Origin of the sequence: Grimontia sp. AD028 (genome assembly GCF_000973155.1) — a bacterium.
Lineage (GTDB): Bacteria > Pseudomonadota > Gammaproteobacteria > Enterobacterales > Vibrionaceae > Enterovibrio > Enterovibrio indicus.
On the sequence record NZ_LASY01000016.1, the window covers coordinates 212499 to 230160 of the forward strand.

The following is a 17662-nucleotide window of genomic DNA, read 5'->3' on the forward strand; positions in this document are numbered from 1 at the left end:
CTACCTTTAACGCTAAAACAAACCTGATAATGCAGGGTACTGTGACTTTGACATCGTTGTGATCACGCGTAAATCAAACCTCCTTATTCAAAGCTCCCCTACCCAAGCATTTTCAGGTTATTTGAGCACAATTGTATTGCCCACCAGCTCTTTCTATCCCAGTACCAAGTTCAAGACACTTTTATAAGGAGTTGCTTGAGTAGATTAAATGAGCCTGTATTTCCACCACCGCAATTCGTCTCTTTTCACACAGGAAATGCTGGCCTCTCGCTCACTAATTAAGGAGAAAGAGCAAATGACTAAGCTTGTTGATATCGAAGGTATTGGTGAAACCTACGCGGAAAAACTTGAAGCAATTGGTATTTCAACCATTGAGCAACTTCTGGAAAAAGGCGCTCAACCTTCAGGTCGTAAGTCCATTGCAGAAGACAGTGGCATCAGCAGCAAACTCGTGCTGAAGTGGCTAAACCGCGCTGACTTGGCACGCGTTAAAGGGATCAGTACTCAATATGCTGATCTTCTGGAATTTGCAGGGGTTGATACTGTGCCAGAATTAGCACAGCGCAACGCAGCAAATCTAACCGCGAAAATGGCAGAGGTAAATGAAGAGAAAAATCTCGTTCGCCAATTGCCAGGCGAAAGCAAAGTAGAAGATTGGATAGCACAAGCGAAAGATCTTCCTCGCGCGATCCATTATTAAGATACCCAAACAAAGAAGCTGGCATGATAGCCAGCTTCTATTTAGGATCCTTTCTATATTGTCAGTTTTTTAATGCGCGAATACCGAGTTTATTTCGGCAATTTCTTCATTGCTCAGATATTGGAAATTGTCGTTAGCAGCCTGCATTCTCAGTGCTGCAGTCTCTTCCAACTCTTCAACATTACAAAGCGCATCTTCAAGATCTTTTCCCATAACTACCAACCCCAAATTGGCGATTAAAATGGCATGGTGATGTTTGGCTTTTTCCGCCAGATAAAAAGATCCAGAAGATCTAAATAGCGGAATTTTAGGAAGCGTCATCGTTCTCATTGCCACGATAGGAGAGAGAGTCGGCAGTACGTTTTCGACATCCAGTTCGTCTTTCTGAACTAACTTGGAAATATGCTTTGGTGTAATAGTAAATATGGCTTTATGTTTCGGGTTGGCATTATAAATATCTAAGTGATGATCGACTTCCCAACTAGGAGAGTCGCCGGAGATAAGTTTCCCATCAAGAGAGACCACCGAGAAATGCTCTTGCTTCAAACGACCCATTCTCAGCCCATTCGTCGTTACCACGACAGTTCCATCTTCTAATTGAGCCGACAGGTTTCCGGATTCTCCTGTATCGTGTCCTTGCAAAAAGAGTTTACGACCGTAATCAACGAGCTTATTTCGTAGATCGCCTTGCCCAAACATGCCACATCTCCAACAAATTCGCTTCCAGTGCACCGCTGCGTTTTCAAGGTTTGTATGTTCAGAATATTGATCGCTGTAAACGATCAAATTATTTATCACCGAACAATACACACTAACTTATTTACGATCCTTTCTAAGTACAAAACTAAGAAAGGATCCATATCATCACCGGGAAACGATCCTTTTTCCTTTTTGGATGGTAATGATATTGATGTGGCTGGATACGTTTTTAATTATTTCCTCACCACACTTTGTTATTTTTTATCATTTTGATGATCACGCAACAGAAAATGCGATCTGATCCGTTTTTATTTTATTAATGAGACCTCTATCAACATTTATTAGGCAAATATCACTAAAGTTTTTCTCTTTTCTCATTATTGCCAACAGTTATTGAGAGCAATCCATCTTATTTTCTTCGATCATTGAGAGCCTTGTCATCAGTTTTTCATGTCGATATTCCTTAACATTTGGATCTTTTTTACGCCCGATCATTAGATCCATACCAAGAGCATTTGAATACGTCAGAATGTCTGTACCCAGAGACTAAACGGACAAGTATTAGACAATAGTGCAGCCAAACTTCGAATCACTTCACACTTTTATCGCCTTGGCTTCATTTCACCAAGATGGCTCAAGTAGTCTGAAATTCTGTTTGAACGGCGTTTTCATGGGTTTTAACCAGAAAGGATGTACGCCTATCAACCAAGGAAGGTAAATATGGCAGAACAAGAGAACAAACTTTACTGCAGTGATTGCGGGAAAATGACTGCCCACACGCTGGTGCAACTTGAGCCAAGAAAGGCAGAGCCGGATGCAACTTTGTTTCGGCGCGCAACGATAGTGCTTTCGAACTCTATGGATATGGTACTTGGCAGTTCTTATCAGCAATGCGATTGTTGTGGTTCTACATTTGGACACACAGACAGTATCGGTGGCATTTAGTGGATTTAGACAAACTCAGCCAGCATCTCAGGGAAAACGGCTTTAACGCAGTATTGAAAGACGGCAAGGTGCGCGTGAAATGGGGATGGAGTACCTTGCCAGTCACCATAGGAAATGACCCTGTCAGTGGGATCCTGAGTGTTAGTTATAATCAGCTAGCCCAACTTTTTCTTATCGGCCTTTTTTCATTTATGACCTTCGCTTTCTTTAGCTGGGGATCGTTTCTTTCATCAGGCGCCTATTTTGCCATCGCAATGATCTCTCTCGCCAATCTCTTGCTGACAGAATCAAACGCGAAAGAGCTTCGTCAACATATTCGCCAAATGGTAATACCCACCAAATAGCGAGATAAACAGAAAATCGCGCAATTTTGTTCAAGTTTTCGTTTCCTCTCCCTTCTATATTTTGCAAAGATGTTAAAGAGATGGATGAGGGAACGGACGTGGACACAGACAATCGCTTCCAGTTTGTAAACAGTGAGCACCTTGAAGGTGTAGCTGTGCTTGACGCAAATATGAGCGACTTCACTTACGACAAACACGCCCACGAAGAGTTTTCTATTGGTGTGACGCTTAAAGGCAGGCAGGATTTTTTCTGTCAGAGCGCTTTCCATAAAAGTCCTGAAGGCGGCGTTATCCTATTCAATCCGGAAGATGTCCATGACGGCAGTTCAGGAGGAGACCAAAACCTCGAGTATTTGATGCTCTACGTCCACCCAGACAGTATTTCCGCTCAAATCAAAGCGCTTGGCGTGAAGGCACCATCATCGCTACGAATCAAAGGCTGCTTACTCAACGATGTTAAACTCCGCAATCAGGCGTTGATCCTTTCCAGCCTGATTAAAGATCCCTCCTGCCATCGTATTGAGCAGCAATCTGCACTCTTTAACCTCTCACATACTCTGGTGTCATTAGCTGGCATGTTAGATGAGGCCACGCCAACAAACCGCAGAGATACCTTGCTAACACGCGCCAAAGATTTTGTGCAGGACAACCTAGCTAAAGATATCGCTATTGATGATCTTGCTGATGCTGCCAACATGTCGAAGTATCATTTTATCCGTCAGTTTCGGGCGCAGTTTGGTATTACGCCTCACCAATACGTCATCAATTGTCGTATCAATGGTTCTCGCAAAGCGCTGGAAAGCGGCCAGCCTGCAAGCGATGTTGCTCAGGAATTCGGTTTTGCCGACAGTAGCCACTTCAATCGAAGGTTTAAGCGCGTCTATGGTATGACGCCTAAGCAATACCAGCTTCAAATCTCTGACTAACTTCCCTCTCTGATTTCTGAAAAGGACTTCCTATGTTCGAACTTTGGGCATATGCCTTTGGCATTATGTATTCTCCAGGGCCTGTGAATCTTCTTGGCCTGAATGGCGGACTTCAAAATCGCACGCGAGAGGATCTCGGTTTCTTCGCCGGTGTCGCCACCGCAATGCTGATCCTCTTCATTTCAATGTCACTGATTGGTGGTACGCTTGTTTCCACGACCTCCCTTCCTTATATCAGTGTTATTGGTTGCAGCTATATTCTTTACATCGCGTGGAAGTTGGCCAAAGCGAAAGTGGATATTGATGATAGTTCACGTAATCAAAACATGATGACGTTCCGCGATGGATTGGTGCTGCAATTGCTTAACCCAAAGGGCATCATTGCGACGCTTCCTATTGTGACGATTCAGTTCCCTGCTGCTGGCATCCATGGGATGGAGAGCCTGCTCTGGATTGGGATCTTGACCATACTGGCTTTTGGCGCACCTGCCTCCTATTCCCTTATCGGCAGCTTGCTTGGCAAGCGCATCGCTAACCCCGTTTATTTCCGGGTATTCAATATCAGCATGTCAGTTCTGTTGGTCTATGTTTCCTTAGACATCGCCCATCAGCAAACTTATCTTCCTTGGTTTGGACAATAAAGGAAGGATTAAAAAACCGCCCGAAGGCGGTTTTTATTTATCAGCCGATTAACGCGTCACGTAGGTACGCACAAATTCACTGATCGCAATCAGGTCTGCAATGGCAATGAATTCTTCTGTCGTGTGCACTTTCGCCATACCAGTAGAAAGGTTCACGGTTTTCAGGCCTTTCTCGTTGAAGATATTCGCATCTGAGCCGCCACCTGTTGGTTTGGTCACTGGCTCAACACCGTTGGCTTCGAAGGCTGCTTTGATGGCCACAACGTGCGGATCGCTGTCTGCAATCTGGTAAGCGTTGTAAGAGCGGGTAGATTCGATCTCAATACCTGCACCGTGCTTTTCAACCGCGGCTTCGAAGGTTGAAACCATGTGTTCAACCTGCTTCGCCAGCTTATCGTCATTCAGCGAGCGCGCTTCTGCTTCTATATACAGTTCAGGCATCACAATGTTTGTCGCCTGACCGCCGCGAACGACACCAATGTTAGCCGTGGTTTCTTCGTCGATACGGCTCAGATTCATTTGGCTAATCGCATCAGATCCTACAGTCAGGGCATTGATGCCCGTTTCAGGCGCAAGGCCAGCGTGCGCCGGTTTACCTTTGATGGTGATTTTCAAGCTTTGCTGACCAGGAGCAGTTGTAATAATGGTGCCGATTGGGCCGCCTGAATCCAGCACGATGGCTTGCTGGGATTCAATTTTGCTCATGTCGAAGTGTTTAGCGCCTTCCAGACCCAGTTCTTCGTACACGGTAAACGCAACTTCGATGGTCTTGTGTGCTTCACCACGTTCCTGAATTGCGCGCACAGCTTCCATGACGGCTGCAATGCCAGACTTATCATCGCCACCCAAAATGGTGTCACCTTTCGAGCGGATAATACCGTCTTCAATCACTGGCTCAATGCCGTTGCCTGGGGTAACAGTATCCATGTGGCTGCTGAACACAATGCTGCCTTCCAGCGAGCCTGCCAGCTTGCCATAGATGTTGAAACCGTTAGTGATGTGCTCAGGCACAGGAAGCTTTGTAACTTCAAAGCCCATTTGACCCAGTTGTTCTGCCAGTGTTTCTGCCATGGCTTTTTCATTGCCAGACTCACTGTCAATTTTCACCAGCTCAATAAAATGCTCAACCAGTCTTTCTTGATTAATCTTTGTCATCGGTGTGCGACTTCTTCTCTGCGGGATGAGGCAACACCTTAAACCTATCCCGCAGAACATTTTGATGGGCTACATCAAAGAAAAGGTCGATTTGGTTGTCTATCCGCCGAAATCTTCCAGTTATCAGGTCCGTCGTTACCAAAAGCCTCAACTTTCTCCTTACACATCGGTTTTGTCCATCAAGGCCATCGAAATATCCCTCTTAAAAACAGAAATATTAATGACTAGAATAACATGCAGAAAAAAGAACCTTTTTATAACGGGGATGTAAATTTTAGGAATGACATAAAAATAACAAAACCATGACAATTTAGCAGAAAGAGAATCCAAAAAAAGAGTGTCAAAAGATTATTCAATCACCTCTTCTCGAATGTATGCAAGTAATGGCACTCAGTTAAAACTGCATTCTACCGATGCAACCGATTACACCCAACTCACTGATAAAGATAGGTTAATGAATATAGGATTCACCTAACGATTTTTCAAACACTTAGAGAGAGCATGTCATGCCTACCATATTAATATATTAGTTAACAATGAAATTTAAATATAGCCACGAAGAAAAATATATATTTTTAGCGTTGTAAATTTCGCTTTAACAATCAACTAAAATCCCATATAGATATCCTTTATGGAGATTATATTTCTTATGCATTTGTCAAATTTACAATGCAAGCAGGAATGCAAATGATAAAGTTTGATCCAGTGGAAAACCGGATATTTACTGATACGCGAAGTGTGGGTATTGGTCACCGGGAAGGACTGATTCTCGAGTTACTGCTAGCGCGTGCGCCGGATGTGATCGAGAAGCAAACAATTATTACCCACGCCTGGGGAAACGTCTGTGTGGGTGATACCTCACTGGCTAAATCCATCAGCACTTTAAGGCACGCTTTTTTAAAACTTGGTGTCAAAGAGAGCCCAATCGTTACGGCTCCAAGAGTGGGATATCGAGCACTACCGGGAAGAGTACAATGCATTGAGATTCCATTGGAAAGTACCCTCGAGCACAGCCACTCAGAAGCATTACCCAATCCAAAGATGGATCTCGATTCCTTGCCCGAGCAGCAACAAGTAGCTTTGGAGAGCAATCATCAAAACAATCAGCTCCCCATCCGCCCTAGCTATATTAAAGCAGCACTCAACGCACTCTCTATCGCCTTGGCATTTACCACACTTGCCACTCTCTCCGTCAAACTGGATCTCGTGCCCTGGCCAGCCTCCCACTTAACATTAACCAAACAGCATGTTGGTGAATTGGTGCTGATTAAATCCCCGTCCGTAAAGCTCTCACTACCTCTCAGGCGATTACTCGCTTCAAACCAGTGTGATTGTGTCGTTTATGTCGGGCTCGGAGGTGGTGAAAATGAGCTTTCATGGTTCCATCGCCAAGCGCAAGACGCCATTAACCTCACTTATCGCTCGGGGCAGTTTCCCGTCGTCGCAGCTCAAATCACTCAATTTGTGGAGCAAAGAAAATGAAAGTCACCATTGCTTTTCTCTTCCTTAGCACCAGCGTGTTTATCGGTGTACTGGCCTTGCCCTGGCAACAACAATTAATGCCTGGTCATTACCAGCATTTCCTCGTGCAAGTTCATCCCGATCGCAGTACTACCATTGCCAAAGGCCAGACTGCTGTTGATGGTCGTTCTATCATTCATGTTTCCAGCATAGAAGATGGCACTACTGAACAAACCAGTCTGGTGAAGCTGACAGGACACTTAGCATCAACACTCGATTCCAGTTTCCTTCTTCAGGGTGATGTCAAATTGGTCTATGTCGATAACCTAAACAAGACCACCAACTTTTTGTATGTGACGCCTTACTTGTTTTTCGAAGAGGGAAGCTGTCTGGCAAAACTGGATGTTATCTATGAAGATCCAGAATTCTTACTTATCAAGGATGAAGTCTCCGAGCATACCCAGTTAATCACCCGCTTATAAAGCAAGAGTAAGTTTGAAAATATAATCGTAATACGATGATTTTATTGGCGATTACTTTTCATTGTTTTTCAGTTAGCACCACCCAAGAGCGGTGCCATGCTGACTCTGCGTTACCAATAACGCAGGAACACAACATCTAAAAACAATGGAGAAAAAGCCATGCCTAGAGTCACCCTATCGCTGATCACCCTGTCTCTGTTTTCAGCGTTTTCTACACCCAGCTTTGCGAAGATTTTTCCTGATCAGCTTGTTGTCGACTACCAGGGAGAAGATGTATGTCGCTCTGGTTATCGTCCTATCACACGCAGTGAAGCCACTTTACATCGCGACTATCTGCTATCGAAAATGGGTCAGTGGCAAATTACCGGTTTGAAAGATGACTGGGTAATCATGGGGACTGGACATGAAGGGCGAATAAAACAGGATTTACCCAACTACAGTACGTGGTGCCATCCAACCAACACGGGAAATACAGGGATTCCTGACGTCGCGAAACATACTTTGCCTGAAGGAGAAGAAATCGATATTCAATACAATCTGGTTTCGGATGAAAACAAGTTTATCCGCCCGCTAAGCAATCTAGCTCACAACCTTGGGTACGCTTGGGTCGGCGGAAACAGTAGCCCTTATGTTGGCAGAGACATGTCGGTCCGTCAGGAAGGTGACAAATGGGTAATTCAAGGCAACAACCGTGGTTCCTGTGACGGGTACCGGTGCGACGAGAAAACGGCTATCAAAGTCAGCAACTTCAACTACACACTGAACAGTGATGATTTCTGGCACGGTGATGTGACTGAGTCCAGCAAGCAGTTGGTGAAAACCGTGTATGTAACGGCTAGAAACCGCAGCGACATTGCACAGCAGGTGGTCATTGACCTCAAAGTGGATGAATCCACCAACTGGTCGAAAACCAACACTTATGGTTTCTCACAATCCGTGCAAACCAAAAACACGTTCCAGTGGCCTTTGGTCGGCGAAACAGAATTGACGATCAAACTGGAAGCTAACCAAAGCTGGGCGAACACCAATGGTGGTGCGACCTCAGAAGCAGTCACACTTCAGGCTCGCCCTATGGTACCTGCCAATTCTGAGATCCCTATTCGCGTGGAGCTATACCGTTCAAGTATCTCCTACCCTTACCGGTTCAGCGCAGACGTTAGTTATGATGTCGAATTCGACGGCTTCCTTCGCTGGAGTGGTAATGCATGGCATACCCACCCAACCAACCGCCCTACCCACAAACATACTTTCACCATGGGACGAGCCAGTGAGCCTTCTGCCGATATTCGGCACCAGTGGAATATTCGTCATATCCCGGGCGCATCACAATGGTGGGATTGGAGCTGGGCCATTCAGGAAAATGGTTTACAGAACATGCAGAGCGTCACCAGCCAAAGCCTTCGTCCGTTCGAAGCTGTTGTTTCCGGTGATTTCTATGCAGAATCCCAATATGCAGGCACCATCGACATTGGGCAGGCACAACCTATCTCTGAGTCGCGTCGCTCTAAACGCAGTGTGACGGAAACACTTCGTCAGGGTGATATTGAGCTGGAAACCAATTTGGATACTGATGAAATGCGTGCGCTCGGCTTTGGTGAAGTAGAGATCAGCATTCAAGCTGCGCAGTAATGGATATTGTGAATTGAATGAGAAACCGCCGCATATGCGGCGGTTTTAATGTTGGATTTGTCAGAGCTTCAATCGGGCATGCCGACGTAACGCTCACTGTCGGCGATAGCATTAATCCAACGCAGAATGTTTGGATAGTTTTCCAAGCTGAACCCGCCCTCGTGCGCCACATGCGTGTAGGCGTATAGCGAAATGTCTGCAACCGTCATCGTATCACCAACGAGGAAGGTCGATTTTCCAAGCTGCTGCTCCATCAATTTCAGTGCTTTGTGCCCACCGGCCTGAAGCGAGTGGTATTCATCAAGCCGCTCTTCAGGCATTCCCTGATATTTTTGAATGAAACGGGCTACCGCAATAAAGGGTTCATGCGAGTATTGTTCAAAGAAAAGCCATTCGTAGACTTTGGCTTTTAAGAAGTTGTCAGTCGGCAGATAAGAAGTACCTTCTGCAAAATAGCCCAATATGGCGTTTGATTCAGACAATAAACGACCATCATCCAAAACGACTGCGGGTATCTTCCCATTGGGGTTCACCGCCAGAAATTCGGCCGTTTTCGTCCCGCCTTTCAAGATATCGACATGCTGCCAATCGTGCTTAATATCCAGAAATGAAAGAATCAGCTTCACTTTCAGGCAATTTCCGGACTTCATGTCTCCGTATACAAGCATCCTTTCCTCCTAACCCGTGATCTCTGCGCCCGCTTCTCCCTGCGGAACCACAACTGTGTTCAGTTTTGATTCCTCAATCCACTGCTTCATAGCGGCATCACTCAACACCTTGTCCATGTAGCGCTGCGCTTCAGCGGACACTGAAACGCCATAGGACAAAAAGCGCAACGCGACAGGCGCATACATCACATCTGCAATCGAGAAGTCACCGAACAGCCAGCCACCTTTATCACCAAACTGTGCCATTTGCTCAGTCCAGATTGCATCTATGCGCGCGATGTCTTTCAAGCACGCTTCCGACGCCGAGATATTGCGGCGTCCTCGAATATTCATCGGCATCTCTCCGCGAAGTGCCGTGAATCCAGAGTGCATTTCGGCAGAGAGTGCACGCGCCTTGGCACGATGTGCGACATCTTTAGGCCAGCCTTTTCCGTTGAGATGTTGTTCGTTGACATACTCACATATCGCCAGAGAGTCCCAAACGACAACATCACCATCCACCAGCACTGGGACCTTTCCGGCGCCTGAGTGTTTTCCCACCTCGGTGTAGAAAGCATCCGTGAACAAATCGAGATCAACTTCTTCAAAATCAATATCAAAGCCTCGGAGAACCAGCCAGCCACGTAGTGACCATGTTGAGTAATTCTTGTTGGCGATTATCAGTTTCATCAGGCTCTCCTTTCCTTTTGCTTTTTGTTGATATGAACGAGTATGCTCAGAAGCAGGACAGGTTTCTAACGCATAGTTTTGATACCTAGTATTCGATTTCATGATGCAAGGACAGATCGAGAATGGATATCGATTCACTGCGAAGCTTTTTAGCCATCGTGGACACAGGCAGTTTTACCCGCGCCGCGGCACAGATTCACCGCACGCAATCTGCCATCAGTATGCAAATTAAAAAGCTGGAAGAAGAGCTTGGCAGTCCGCTGTTTGATAGAGATAAACGGCCACTTACCGTGAGCCTTGCTGGTCAGCGTTTGGTCAGCCACGCCCGGAGACTGGTTGCCTCACACGATGAAGCACTGGATGCTTTCATTCGTGAAGACAACACCCGCCCTATCCGTATCGGATGTCCTGACGACTATGCCCAATCATTGCTCCCTGAGCTACTTGAGGCTTTCAGACAGCAACTCGGCAAGGTCACCTTTGATGTGCTTTGCGCTTCCAGTGTGCGTTTGCGTCAACGACTCGACAGCGGTGATTTGGACTTGGCCATCGTCACCCGAGCCCCCGACTCTGACGAAGGTTGGCTGCTAAAGCATGATAAAGGCGTCTGGGTATGTGGTGATGACCCAACGTTAGTGGAACGTCGACCTTTGCCATTAGCCTTGTTTGATAAAAGCTGTAAGTTCCATACCACCGCACTCGATGGACTCGGCAAGTTTGGTATTGATGTCGATTTGGTCGCGTTCACCACCAGCGCATCAACATTGGTAGGTTTGGTAAGAAACCAACAGGCGCTTTCCGCCATGGCGTCTGGGAGCATACCATCAGATCTGAAAGTGCTGTCGGGTGCCAACTTACCGCCACTTCCTGCTATTGATATCGTGATTGTGGCCGCGACCCATTCACATCCAATGATCACGCCGTCGATGATTTCTTCCATTTCCCATCAGTTCACGGCAGCGCAAGCCAAAATCGCCTGATGAGATTGCTAGAGACAAAAAAGCAGCCTTAAGGCTGCTTTTTGCATCCAGATTCTTAAGCCTAACGACTGATAGCCAAATACGCTCCAGCACCAATCATAAGAGAACCGGCACTGCGATTCATTCGCTTAACCGCTTTTTCCGTTTTGAGTAACTTTGCTGCGCGATCTGCGCCCACAGCGATCATCATGACACCACTCATCAAGGCAAAACCTGCCAGTACATTCGCCAGCACCACGTCACCCATGCTCAGAAGCGTCACATCCATAAAAGTTGGCAAGAACGCAATATAAAACAGAATAACCTTAGGATTTGAAGCTGAAATCAAGAAGCCTTGGGCAAAATCAGCGGCTGCACCGGAGGATTTCTTAACGGTTTCCTCAGATAACTGCGCGACCTGCGGCAAAGCTTTGAACATCTTGTAGCCCAAATAAATCAGGTAAGCAGCACCCACGTAGCGAATCACGGTAAACAACCCTGCGTAATTTTCTGCAATGGTTGCTAGACCAAAACACGCTAGCGTCAGGTAAATCAAATCACTTGCTACCATGCCAGAAGAAATCGCCACACAATCTCGCCAGCCAGTCACCATAGCTCGAGCCAGTATGGCGAAAATGCCCGGGCCGGGAGTAATGGCAAAAACGAATATAGCGATGCTAAATGTAATCGCTCCTTCCAGAGTCATCTATCGTTCCTCACGCTGCTTTTCACCGTATAATCGACACTAACAAAAGCCAGCATGCCCCTCAGTTTGAGTTTTGACTGAGTTTTCAAACTTCTTCCATCTGCACAGCAAGGTTCGCGGCTAAAGAATATCTATTCTTACCATTGGCTTTCGCGTCGTACATGGCCTTATCTGCCTGTTCGATAACTTGTGCCAACGATGACGGATCATTCGAAGACCAATAGCGAACACCTATACTTGCGCTTACCTTTGGCTTGCAATTGTTGATCACGATTTCATCGCTGAGTTTTTCCAGCAGTCGGTTTGCAATGGCATCGACCGGAGCATTGCCATACAACGCAATCAGGAACTCATCACCAGATAAACGTGAGACAAAGTCACGACGCGACACGGACGCTTTCATACGTTCAGCCACCACTTTCAACAGCTCATCACCCACCTGATGACCAAACTGGTCATTCACCGATTTGAAGCCATCCAAATCGATAAACAGAATGTGCATGTCGCGCTCTTTGTCATGGTCTTGGGTTAACTTTTCCAGCGCATGAGCGCGATTCGCCAAGCCTGTCAGCGCGTCGTGGTTCGCGATGTAGTTAAGCCGCTGAATTTCCATTTCTGTCGACAAGTCAACAATGGTAATCACGAAACCTTCCACGCTACCTCGATGGTTAGTAAGAGTTCGCGCGACGACCTGACAAGGCATTTCAATGCCACCGTGTCCAACCAGTGTACGATGCCACTCCATGGTGCCGTCCGTTAGCAAGGTCTTCAGCTCCGCAAAACTCAGATAGCTTTCACTGTCTGTCGACAGGGTGCGCCAAGAGTAGTGGACACCAAAGGCATCAATACAGGCAGCGTTTTGCGTTTTGATGGTGAGATCACGTGACATCACCAAGGTCGCATCCTGACTCTTATCGAAGATCAGCTCTGCCAGCTTACGGCGCTGCTCAGCCTCTCGCTGCTCCGTGACATCTTCAAACTGCACCAGAGAATGTTGCGCCGCCAACATGGGTTGAGTGCTGATCTGAAAGACCTTTCCAGTCAACGTATGTCTCAGCTCAATGCCCTTCATCGGCTGGTGATTGTCAATGGCATGAGAGATCGCATGAACCCGGGAGGCAGGCGAGAAGGTTTGTAATAGCTGTGGCAGATTTCTCGGTGAGCAGTTGACCTGACGCAGCAAATACTCCGCCGCAGGGTTGAAATAAGTCACGACATCACCCGGCGCGATAACCATGACCCCATGCTCCATAGTATCCAGCACCTCTCCAATGTACTGACTCTTATTTTCCAACTGGTTAAGGGTTTGCTTTAACTGATAATCGCGCTCAGACAAATTGGAAACCAGATCGTTAAAGCACGCCGTCAATTGCCCCAACTCGTCGTTGTGTTTGACGGGAATCGCACGCCCGAACACGCCCAATCGCAACATAGAAGACATCGATTGATGCAAAGATGCCAGTGGATGAGAAACCAGACGATGCAACAATTGCGCAAAAACCAATGCCAACAGAGAGAGCAAACTGGTGCCTGCGGTGAGATAGCCCACTAAGAAATGGCGTTCTTCTTCAATCGCAGCTCGGGAGACATACACCTCGATAAAGCCAAGAATTTCTTCTCCAAGCACTATCGGTTTTTTAACACGCTCAAATTGTGTGTCACTGCAGATAATGGCATTGCCGTTTGAACGGCAATCCGGCGGTAACTCCATGACTGACGCAAAGTTAGCATCATTGGTAGTGCGTACCTTGGCACCAATCAGATCAGGGTCAACACGCAGCGCTTCAAGCTGTTCCAACGCTGTCTGTTTGTCATCAAATGCCAGTGCTGCCGTGAGGTTAACCGCCGCAGCATTAGTCAGGATTTTGGTACGTCCAATCAGGCTTTGTTCCATTTTGTCTTCGGCGACGTTTTCAATCGCAAAACCCAGCAGCACAACGCCTGCGGTCATCAAAAACCAGGTCGGCAACACCAGTTTGATTCTGAGCGGGAGGTTATTCAGCCAACGAACAATCATGCTTTGTCCTCCTCATCGATTACTGCTATTGAAAGCAATTGAGAACGGAGCGAGAACGGAACACCCGTTAAATGACCTCTGTTGATCAATGGCTTAATCCGGTTATTCATACGAACAAATGCCATCATGCCACCCGCCCTGACGAACCGGCGCCCTTCTCCCACTAGCAAAGCATCAGGAAAGCGAGCTTTCAGCGCCGACACTTGGTCAGCCTGATCGGTAGTGGAATAAACAATATGGCACCCAGGTGGCTGGGTTTGAGTGGTTTGAATTTGATGAAACACTGCCTGAGGTTTCTGTTGAATAATTGCCTTCAATTTTTGGCTGACACCGTTATCGGCATCCACGCAGAAGTGATATTGAGATAACGATTGATGCGACGATTTCCAGTCCACTAATAAAGCAAAGCGGAATAAATAGACCGCTTTCAAATCGTCATCCTGAATATCATTAGCCAAGGCACAGGTACTGATTGAGAAGACAAGCAACGCCGAAAGCCAGAGCGTAAACGCTCTGGCTTTGTAGTGTTGATAAAGATGCTGCCAAGACGGGGGCATTACGGAAGCTGCCAATCTATTTCCAACCAGTATTGGGTGCCGTTATCAAAGCCGCTATAGCTTTCAGGGTACTCATTCACTTGATCGTTAAACAGGTTCTCTACCGAGAAGATAAATTCCGGGAAATCTTTGGCAGGTTTCCAGCCTGCAATAAAATCCCAAGTCAGCACTTCTGGCCAGCCATAATCTTCCTGACTGCCTAGCAGCTCATCTGGCTTGGAAGCAGCGACGTAGTTCAAGACATTGCTGACCCAAAGATCCGGCGTGATATCCCACATGATTTGAGCGTTGGCGAGGTGGACAGGTTCGTTTTCGTAGCTGCGAAGCGGCCCTTCACTGCTTCCGCACACCTCGCCGTGACACTCTGCTTTAATTTTGCGGTAGGAGTAGCTGGCGTTAACCTGAAAATCGCTCGATGGTTGCCATTTAACACTTAATTCGCCACCGTGGGTTCGAGCACTTAATGGCGCTATCTGGCGATATTTATAGACATCGATAATGGTACCGACAGTCCCAGGAGAAGAATCTTCCCAAATGTAATTACGCTCAGCACTTTCCAACAGCCATGCTGGAATATCCGACTCTTCACTTAAAAAGAGATTGGCATCAAATTGAACCGTTTTATCTACCCAGAAGCGATAACCCAGCTCAAACGTCTCCACCTTTGGAACGGGCATATTTTCATCACCTTGATTCACAATGACTTGCATATAATCAAAGGTGTATGGCAAGCAGTTGTTTGGGTTTCCAGCCTCACAGAACGCTACGTCACTGGAATAGATATTTTGATGGAAATCCGTTGTTCTGCCTTGGCGTGCTGGCGTAATGACCGCTCGACCCCAACCTGCCCAAATTCGTTGGTTGTCGCTGAGATCCTGCATTAAACGAATTTGTGGTTGAGCGAAAGTGTCTTCTACCAAATTGAAATACTGCCAACGGTTACCAACCATCAATTCGGTGCTATCCGTCAGCGGGTAGGTATAGTTGAGATACAGCGCAACACTTTGATTGGTGAAACCAGGTTCATCAGTCACACGCAGATACGGCGATGTATATCTTTCGTGATCACTGTAAGGACGGAAGTATTCTTCGACCAAACGATAGTTCAGACCCACCATAAAGTGGCCGCCAAGCACGTTGCTGTCGGTATAGGTTGTTTCCGAATCGAAGCGGGTAAAATAGGCGTTGCGATCACTGCCATTAGTGTTGCTGTATGTCAGCCAGAATTGCTGTTCCCAGTGGGTATCTTGGCTCAACTCCTGAAGATATTTAATCCCCGCGAAGTATTCCTCAGCCACCATTTCCGTATCAAACGCCAAGTAATCTTCCATATCCTGACCCGGATAAAGGAAATGGGGTTGGTAGGTTAGCCATTGGTAATCTTCACAGGAACGGATGCCACCCACCTGGAAGGAAATGGTACGGTCGAGGTTTTGGTAATCGCCGCGCATACCGAATCGTTCAGTGTAAACACGGAAGTGCTGCTGATCTTTTACCAGCTCTTGATCCGTCGTCCAAGGCATATGCTGAACAAACTCAGCGTACCCGCTCAGGAAGAAGTTGTCCGCGACTTCACCGCCGTGTCGAGCCTGATATTCCTGATAGTGATAGTTACCGACAGAAGCAGATACCCGTTTTCTTGGGGCATCTTCAGCGTCCAAGGTAATAATATTGATGACAGCATTTGCGGCATTTCCGCCCCAAATCGTTCCCACCGGCCCGAGCACGACTTCAATGCGATCGATGTTATCTAGGCTGACAGGAATTAAGTCCCAGTCCACACCCGAAAACATGCCATTAAACACACTTCGGCCGTCAACCATCACCAACATGGTGTTACTCAAAGCTTCGTTGGTAGTACGAGCCGCGATACCCCAATCGTAGTTAGAGAATTTGGCGACATGTAAACCCGGTGCCAGCACCAGTACGTCGGCGACAGATCTCGCACCCGATCGTTTAATCTCTTTTGACGTGATGACATGAACGGCGGCAGGAATATCAGCAAGGCTAAGTGAAGTTCGGGTCGCTGATACCACTTTGGTGTCAGAAAGAGACTCAAGCGGCATATCAAGCAGCGCATCAAGATCTACATCAGCCAGGGAAGGCAGTGAAAAAGGTAGGCTTAAACAAGCAGCCATCGCGGCTCGGCGGGCTTTAAGCATTTCGCGTATTCCAGAAAATCGTTATTGGCACGTTGCCGTAAATCTGCATCCGTAAGGTGACATGTCATCCGTGTGTTGCTGAGTTCAAAATGCGGTAGATCACCTTTTGAACTACAGTGTACTTTGAGCGAGATTATACGTGCGACAGCACGGGCAGAATAGCGATTTAGGAAGGAGAAAATAGGGTTTTTAGCACGCTAAGAGGCATATCTCATTGTAAGTCATATAAATGACGCCAATATCAATAATTGCGTCATTTATATGACGAAAGAACCCCAGATCAGATAATAGATTTCAATGAGTTAGCAATTTCTCATTTATAAAGCGGAAGACTGCATTTATACCAGCTTTTTCAATTTCGCCAGTCCATAAGCAGCGACAGTGACATTGTCTTTGATCTCTCCTTCTATCATCATTCGCTCAAATTCCTCGATGGGGAAAGGACGTGAGATCAGATCCTCCTCTTCAACATCAAGAGACTTACCCACATCCGTCAATTGAGTCGCTAAATAGATATGACAGGTTTGGTTGAGGAAACCATAAGCGATGTAGTGCGCGCCCACATAGACCATCTCTTTTGCATCTAACCCTGTTTCTTCGCGTAGCTCGCCTTTTGCTAATTCAAGATGATCAGCATTGGGACGGGATTCCCACGCGCCTTGCGGCAGCTCCCAACAACGCTGTTGAACGGTATAGCGAAACTGCTGGACTAAATGGACCTGTCCGTTATCAATCGCCATGATCACCGCGCAATCAGGTTTATCTACCACACCATAAATACCTTCTGCGCCACTGGGGCGAAGGATTTTGTCTTCACGAACAGTCATCCATTTGTTTTGGTAGACCACTTTAGTATCGAGCTGTTTAATCATTGTTCTGCTATTCCGTTCTGAACCATTAAATAGGGGCTGTTGACCTTTGGTGGTTAAATTTTGTTCTCGC

18 protein-coding genes are annotated in these 17662 nt (G+C 46.7%); 9 read left to right on the forward strand and 9 right to left on the reverse strand.

The features are described 5' to 3' along the window. Nucleotides 1-295: 295 nt before the first annotated feature. Nucleotides 296-700, forward strand: a complete 405-nt coding sequence (locus tag RN22_RS04310; RefSeq protein ID WP_002538638.1) for a DUF4332 domain-containing protein — start codon at nt 296-298, stop codon at nt 698-700. Nucleotides 701-769: 69 nt separating this feature from the next. Here RN22_RS04310 and RN22_RS04315 read toward each other — a convergent pair whose 3' ends face one another. Next, nucleotides 770-1399: a class II aldolase/adducin family protein gene (locus RN22_RS04315; RefSeq protein WP_039849971.1), complete on the reverse strand. Its 630-nt coding sequence runs from the start codon at nt 1397-1399 to the stop codon at nt 770-772. 720 nt (nt 1400-2119) lie between these two features. Here RN22_RS04315 and RN22_RS04320 point away from each other — a divergent pair. The 4 genes from RN22_RS04320 (at nt 2120) to RN22_RS04335 (ending at nt 4255) form a co-directional block, all read left to right on the forward strand. Then, a complete protein-coding gene (locus RN22_RS04320; protein ID WP_002538632.1) occupies nt 2120-2344 on the forward strand; it encodes a hypothetical protein in 225 nt (74 codons plus the stop codon). Next, nucleotides 2344-2688: a hypothetical protein gene (locus RN22_RS04325; protein ID WP_046303231.1), complete on the forward strand. Its 345-nt coding sequence runs from the start codon at nt 2344-2346 to the stop codon at nt 2686-2688. The genes RN22_RS04320 and RN22_RS04325 overlap by 1 nt, the downstream gene beginning before the upstream one ends. Nucleotides 2689-2786: 98 nt before the next feature. Continuing rightward, entirely contained in the window at nt 2787-3614 is an 828-nt protein-coding gene (locus tag RN22_RS04330) for an AraC family transcriptional regulator (protein WP_046303254.1), read from the forward strand. Between the two features lie 32 nt (nt 3615-3646). After that, a complete protein-coding gene (locus RN22_RS04335) occupies nt 3647-4255 on the forward strand; it encodes a LysE family translocator (RefSeq protein WP_046303232.1) in 609 nt (202 codons plus the stop codon). Nucleotides 4256-4303: 48 nt separating this feature from the next. Here RN22_RS04335 and RN22_RS04340 read toward each other — a convergent pair whose 3' ends face one another. Then, complete coding sequence (locus RN22_RS04340; RefSeq protein WP_046303233.1) at nt 4304-5410, reverse strand: M20/M25/M40 family metallo-hydrolase; 1107 nt, start codon at nt 5408-5410, stop codon at nt 4304-4306. A gap of 687 nt (nt 5411-6097) precedes the next feature. On the opposite strand from RN22_RS04340, the gene RN22_RS04345 reads away from it, so the two are divergent. The 3 genes from RN22_RS04345 to RN22_RS04355 all read left to right on the forward strand — a co-directional run bounded on the left by RN22_RS04345 (nt 6098) and on the right by RN22_RS04355 (nt 8982). Then, complete coding sequence (locus RN22_RS04345) at nt 6098-6892, forward strand: winged helix-turn-helix domain-containing protein (RefSeq protein ID WP_046303255.1); 795 nt, start codon at nt 6098-6100, stop codon at nt 6890-6892. Continuing rightward, on the forward strand, nt 6889-7353 hold the full coding sequence (locus tag RN22_RS04350; protein ID WP_046303234.1) for a hypothetical protein: 465 nt from the start codon (nt 6889-6891) through the stop codon (nt 7351-7353). Before RN22_RS04345 ends, RN22_RS04350 begins: the two co-directional genes overlap by 4 nt. Before the next feature lie 159 nt (nt 7354-7512). Further along, the gene (locus RN22_RS04355; RefSeq protein WP_046303235.1) at nt 7513-8982 is read left to right on the forward strand and encodes an aerolysin family beta-barrel pore-forming toxin; all 1470 of its coding nucleotides are present in this window, start codon (nt 7513-7515) and stop codon (nt 8980-8982) included. Nucleotides 8983-9050: 68 nt separating this feature from the next. Here RN22_RS04355 and RN22_RS04360 read toward each other — a convergent pair whose 3' ends face one another. Continuing rightward, nucleotides 9051-9650, reverse strand: a complete 600-nt coding sequence (locus RN22_RS04360) for a glutathione S-transferase family protein (protein WP_046303236.1) — start codon at nt 9648-9650, stop codon at nt 9051-9053. Between the two features lie 9 nt (nt 9651-9659). Then, on the reverse strand, nt 9660-10319 hold the full coding sequence (locus tag RN22_RS04365) for a glutathione S-transferase family protein (protein ID WP_046303237.1): 660 nt from the start codon (nt 10317-10319) through the stop codon (nt 9660-9662). A gap of 122 nt (nt 10320-10441) precedes the next feature. Between RN22_RS04365 and RN22_RS04370 the strand changes: the two genes are divergently transcribed. Further along, nucleotides 10442-11299 (forward strand): LysR family transcriptional regulator, encoded by an 858-nt coding sequence (locus RN22_RS04370; RefSeq protein WP_046303238.1) that lies wholly within the window; start codon nt 10442-10444, stop codon nt 11297-11299. 61 nt (nt 11300-11360) lie between these two features. On the opposite strand, the gene RN22_RS04375 is transcribed toward RN22_RS04370, so the two are convergent. From RN22_RS04375 to RN22_RS04395, 5 genes are all read right to left on the reverse strand, one after another. Continuing rightward, complete coding sequence (locus tag RN22_RS04375; protein WP_002538616.1) at nt 11361-11984, reverse strand: LysE family translocator; 624 nt, start codon at nt 11982-11984, stop codon at nt 11361-11363. An 85-nt stretch (nt 11985-12069) separates the two neighbouring features. Next, nucleotides 12070-14001 (reverse strand): diguanylate cyclase domain-containing protein, encoded by a 1932-nt coding sequence (locus RN22_RS04380; RefSeq protein WP_046303239.1) that lies wholly within the window; start codon nt 13999-14001, stop codon nt 12070-12072. Then, nucleotides 13998-14573: a YfiR family protein gene (locus tag RN22_RS04385; RefSeq protein ID WP_231590845.1), complete on the reverse strand. Its 576-nt coding sequence runs from the start codon at nt 14571-14573 to the stop codon at nt 13998-14000. The genes RN22_RS04380 and RN22_RS04385 overlap by 4 nt, the downstream gene beginning before the upstream one ends. Beyond that, on the reverse strand, nt 14558-16720 hold the full coding sequence (locus tag RN22_RS04390) for a TonB-dependent siderophore receptor (protein WP_046303241.1): 2163 nt from the start codon (nt 16718-16720) through the stop codon (nt 14558-14560). The genes RN22_RS04385 and RN22_RS04390 overlap by 16 nt, the downstream gene beginning before the upstream one ends. Before the next feature lie 338 nt (nt 16721-17058). Then, a complete protein-coding gene (locus RN22_RS04395; protein WP_046303242.1) occupies nt 17059-17592 on the reverse strand; it encodes an NUDIX hydrolase in 534 nt (177 codons plus the stop codon). Nucleotides 17593-17662: the final 70 nt, after the last annotated feature.

Excerpts from the sequence above, each read along its gene's own strand:
- RN22_RS04310 (WP_002538638.1), top strand. The coding sequence starts at position 296 with ATGACTAAGCTTGTTGATATCGAAGGTATTGGTGAAACCTACGCGGAA.
- RN22_RS04315 (WP_039849971.1), bottom strand. The coding sequence starts at position 1,399 with ATGTTTGGGCAAGGCGATCTACGAAATAAGCTCGTTGATTACGGTCGT.
- RN22_RS04320 (WP_002538632.1), top strand. The coding sequence starts at position 2,120 with ATGGCAGAACAAGAGAACAAACTTTACTGCAGTGATTGCGGGAAAATG.
- RN22_RS04335 (WP_046303232.1), top strand. The coding sequence starts at position 3,647 with ATGTTCGAACTTTGGGCATATGCCTTTGGCATTATGTATTCTCCAGGG.
- RN22_RS04340 (WP_046303233.1), bottom strand. The coding sequence starts at position 5,410 with ATGACAAAGATTAATCAAGAAAGACTGGTTGAGCATTTTATTGAGCTG.
- RN22_RS04345 (WP_046303255.1), top strand. The coding sequence starts at position 6,098 with ATGATAAAGTTTGATCCAGTGGAAAACCGGATATTTACTGATACGCGA.
- RN22_RS04350 (WP_046303234.1), top strand. The coding sequence starts at position 6,889 with ATGAAAGTCACCATTGCTTTTCTCTTCCTTAGCACCAGCGTGTTTATC.
- RN22_RS04355 (WP_046303235.1), top strand. The coding sequence starts at position 7,513 with ATGCCTAGAGTCACCCTATCGCTGATCACCCTGTCTCTGTTTTCAGCG.
- RN22_RS04360 (WP_046303236.1), bottom strand. The coding sequence starts at position 9,650 with ATGCTTGTATACGGAGACATGAAGTCCGGAAATTGCCTGAAAGTGAAG.
- RN22_RS04365 (WP_046303237.1), bottom strand. The coding sequence starts at position 10,319 with ATGAAACTGATAATCGCCAACAAGAATTACTCAACATGGTCACTACGT.
- RN22_RS04370 (WP_046303238.1), top strand. The coding sequence starts at position 10,442 with ATGGATATCGATTCACTGCGAAGCTTTTTAGCCATCGTGGACACAGGC.
- RN22_RS04375 (WP_002538616.1), bottom strand. The coding sequence starts at position 11,984 with ATGACTCTGGAAGGAGCGATTACATTTAGCATCGCTATATTCGTTTTT.
- RN22_RS04380 (WP_046303239.1), bottom strand. The coding sequence starts at position 14,001 with ATGATTGTTCGTTGGCTGAATAACCTCCCGCTCAGAATCAAACTGGTG.
- RN22_RS04390 (WP_046303241.1), bottom strand. The coding sequence starts at position 16,720 with ATGCTTAAAGCCCGCCGAGCCGCGATGGCTGCTTGTTTAAGCCTACCT.
- RN22_RS04395 (WP_046303242.1), bottom strand. The coding sequence starts at position 17,592 with ATGATTAAACAGCTCGATACTAAAGTGGTCTACCAAAACAAATGGATG.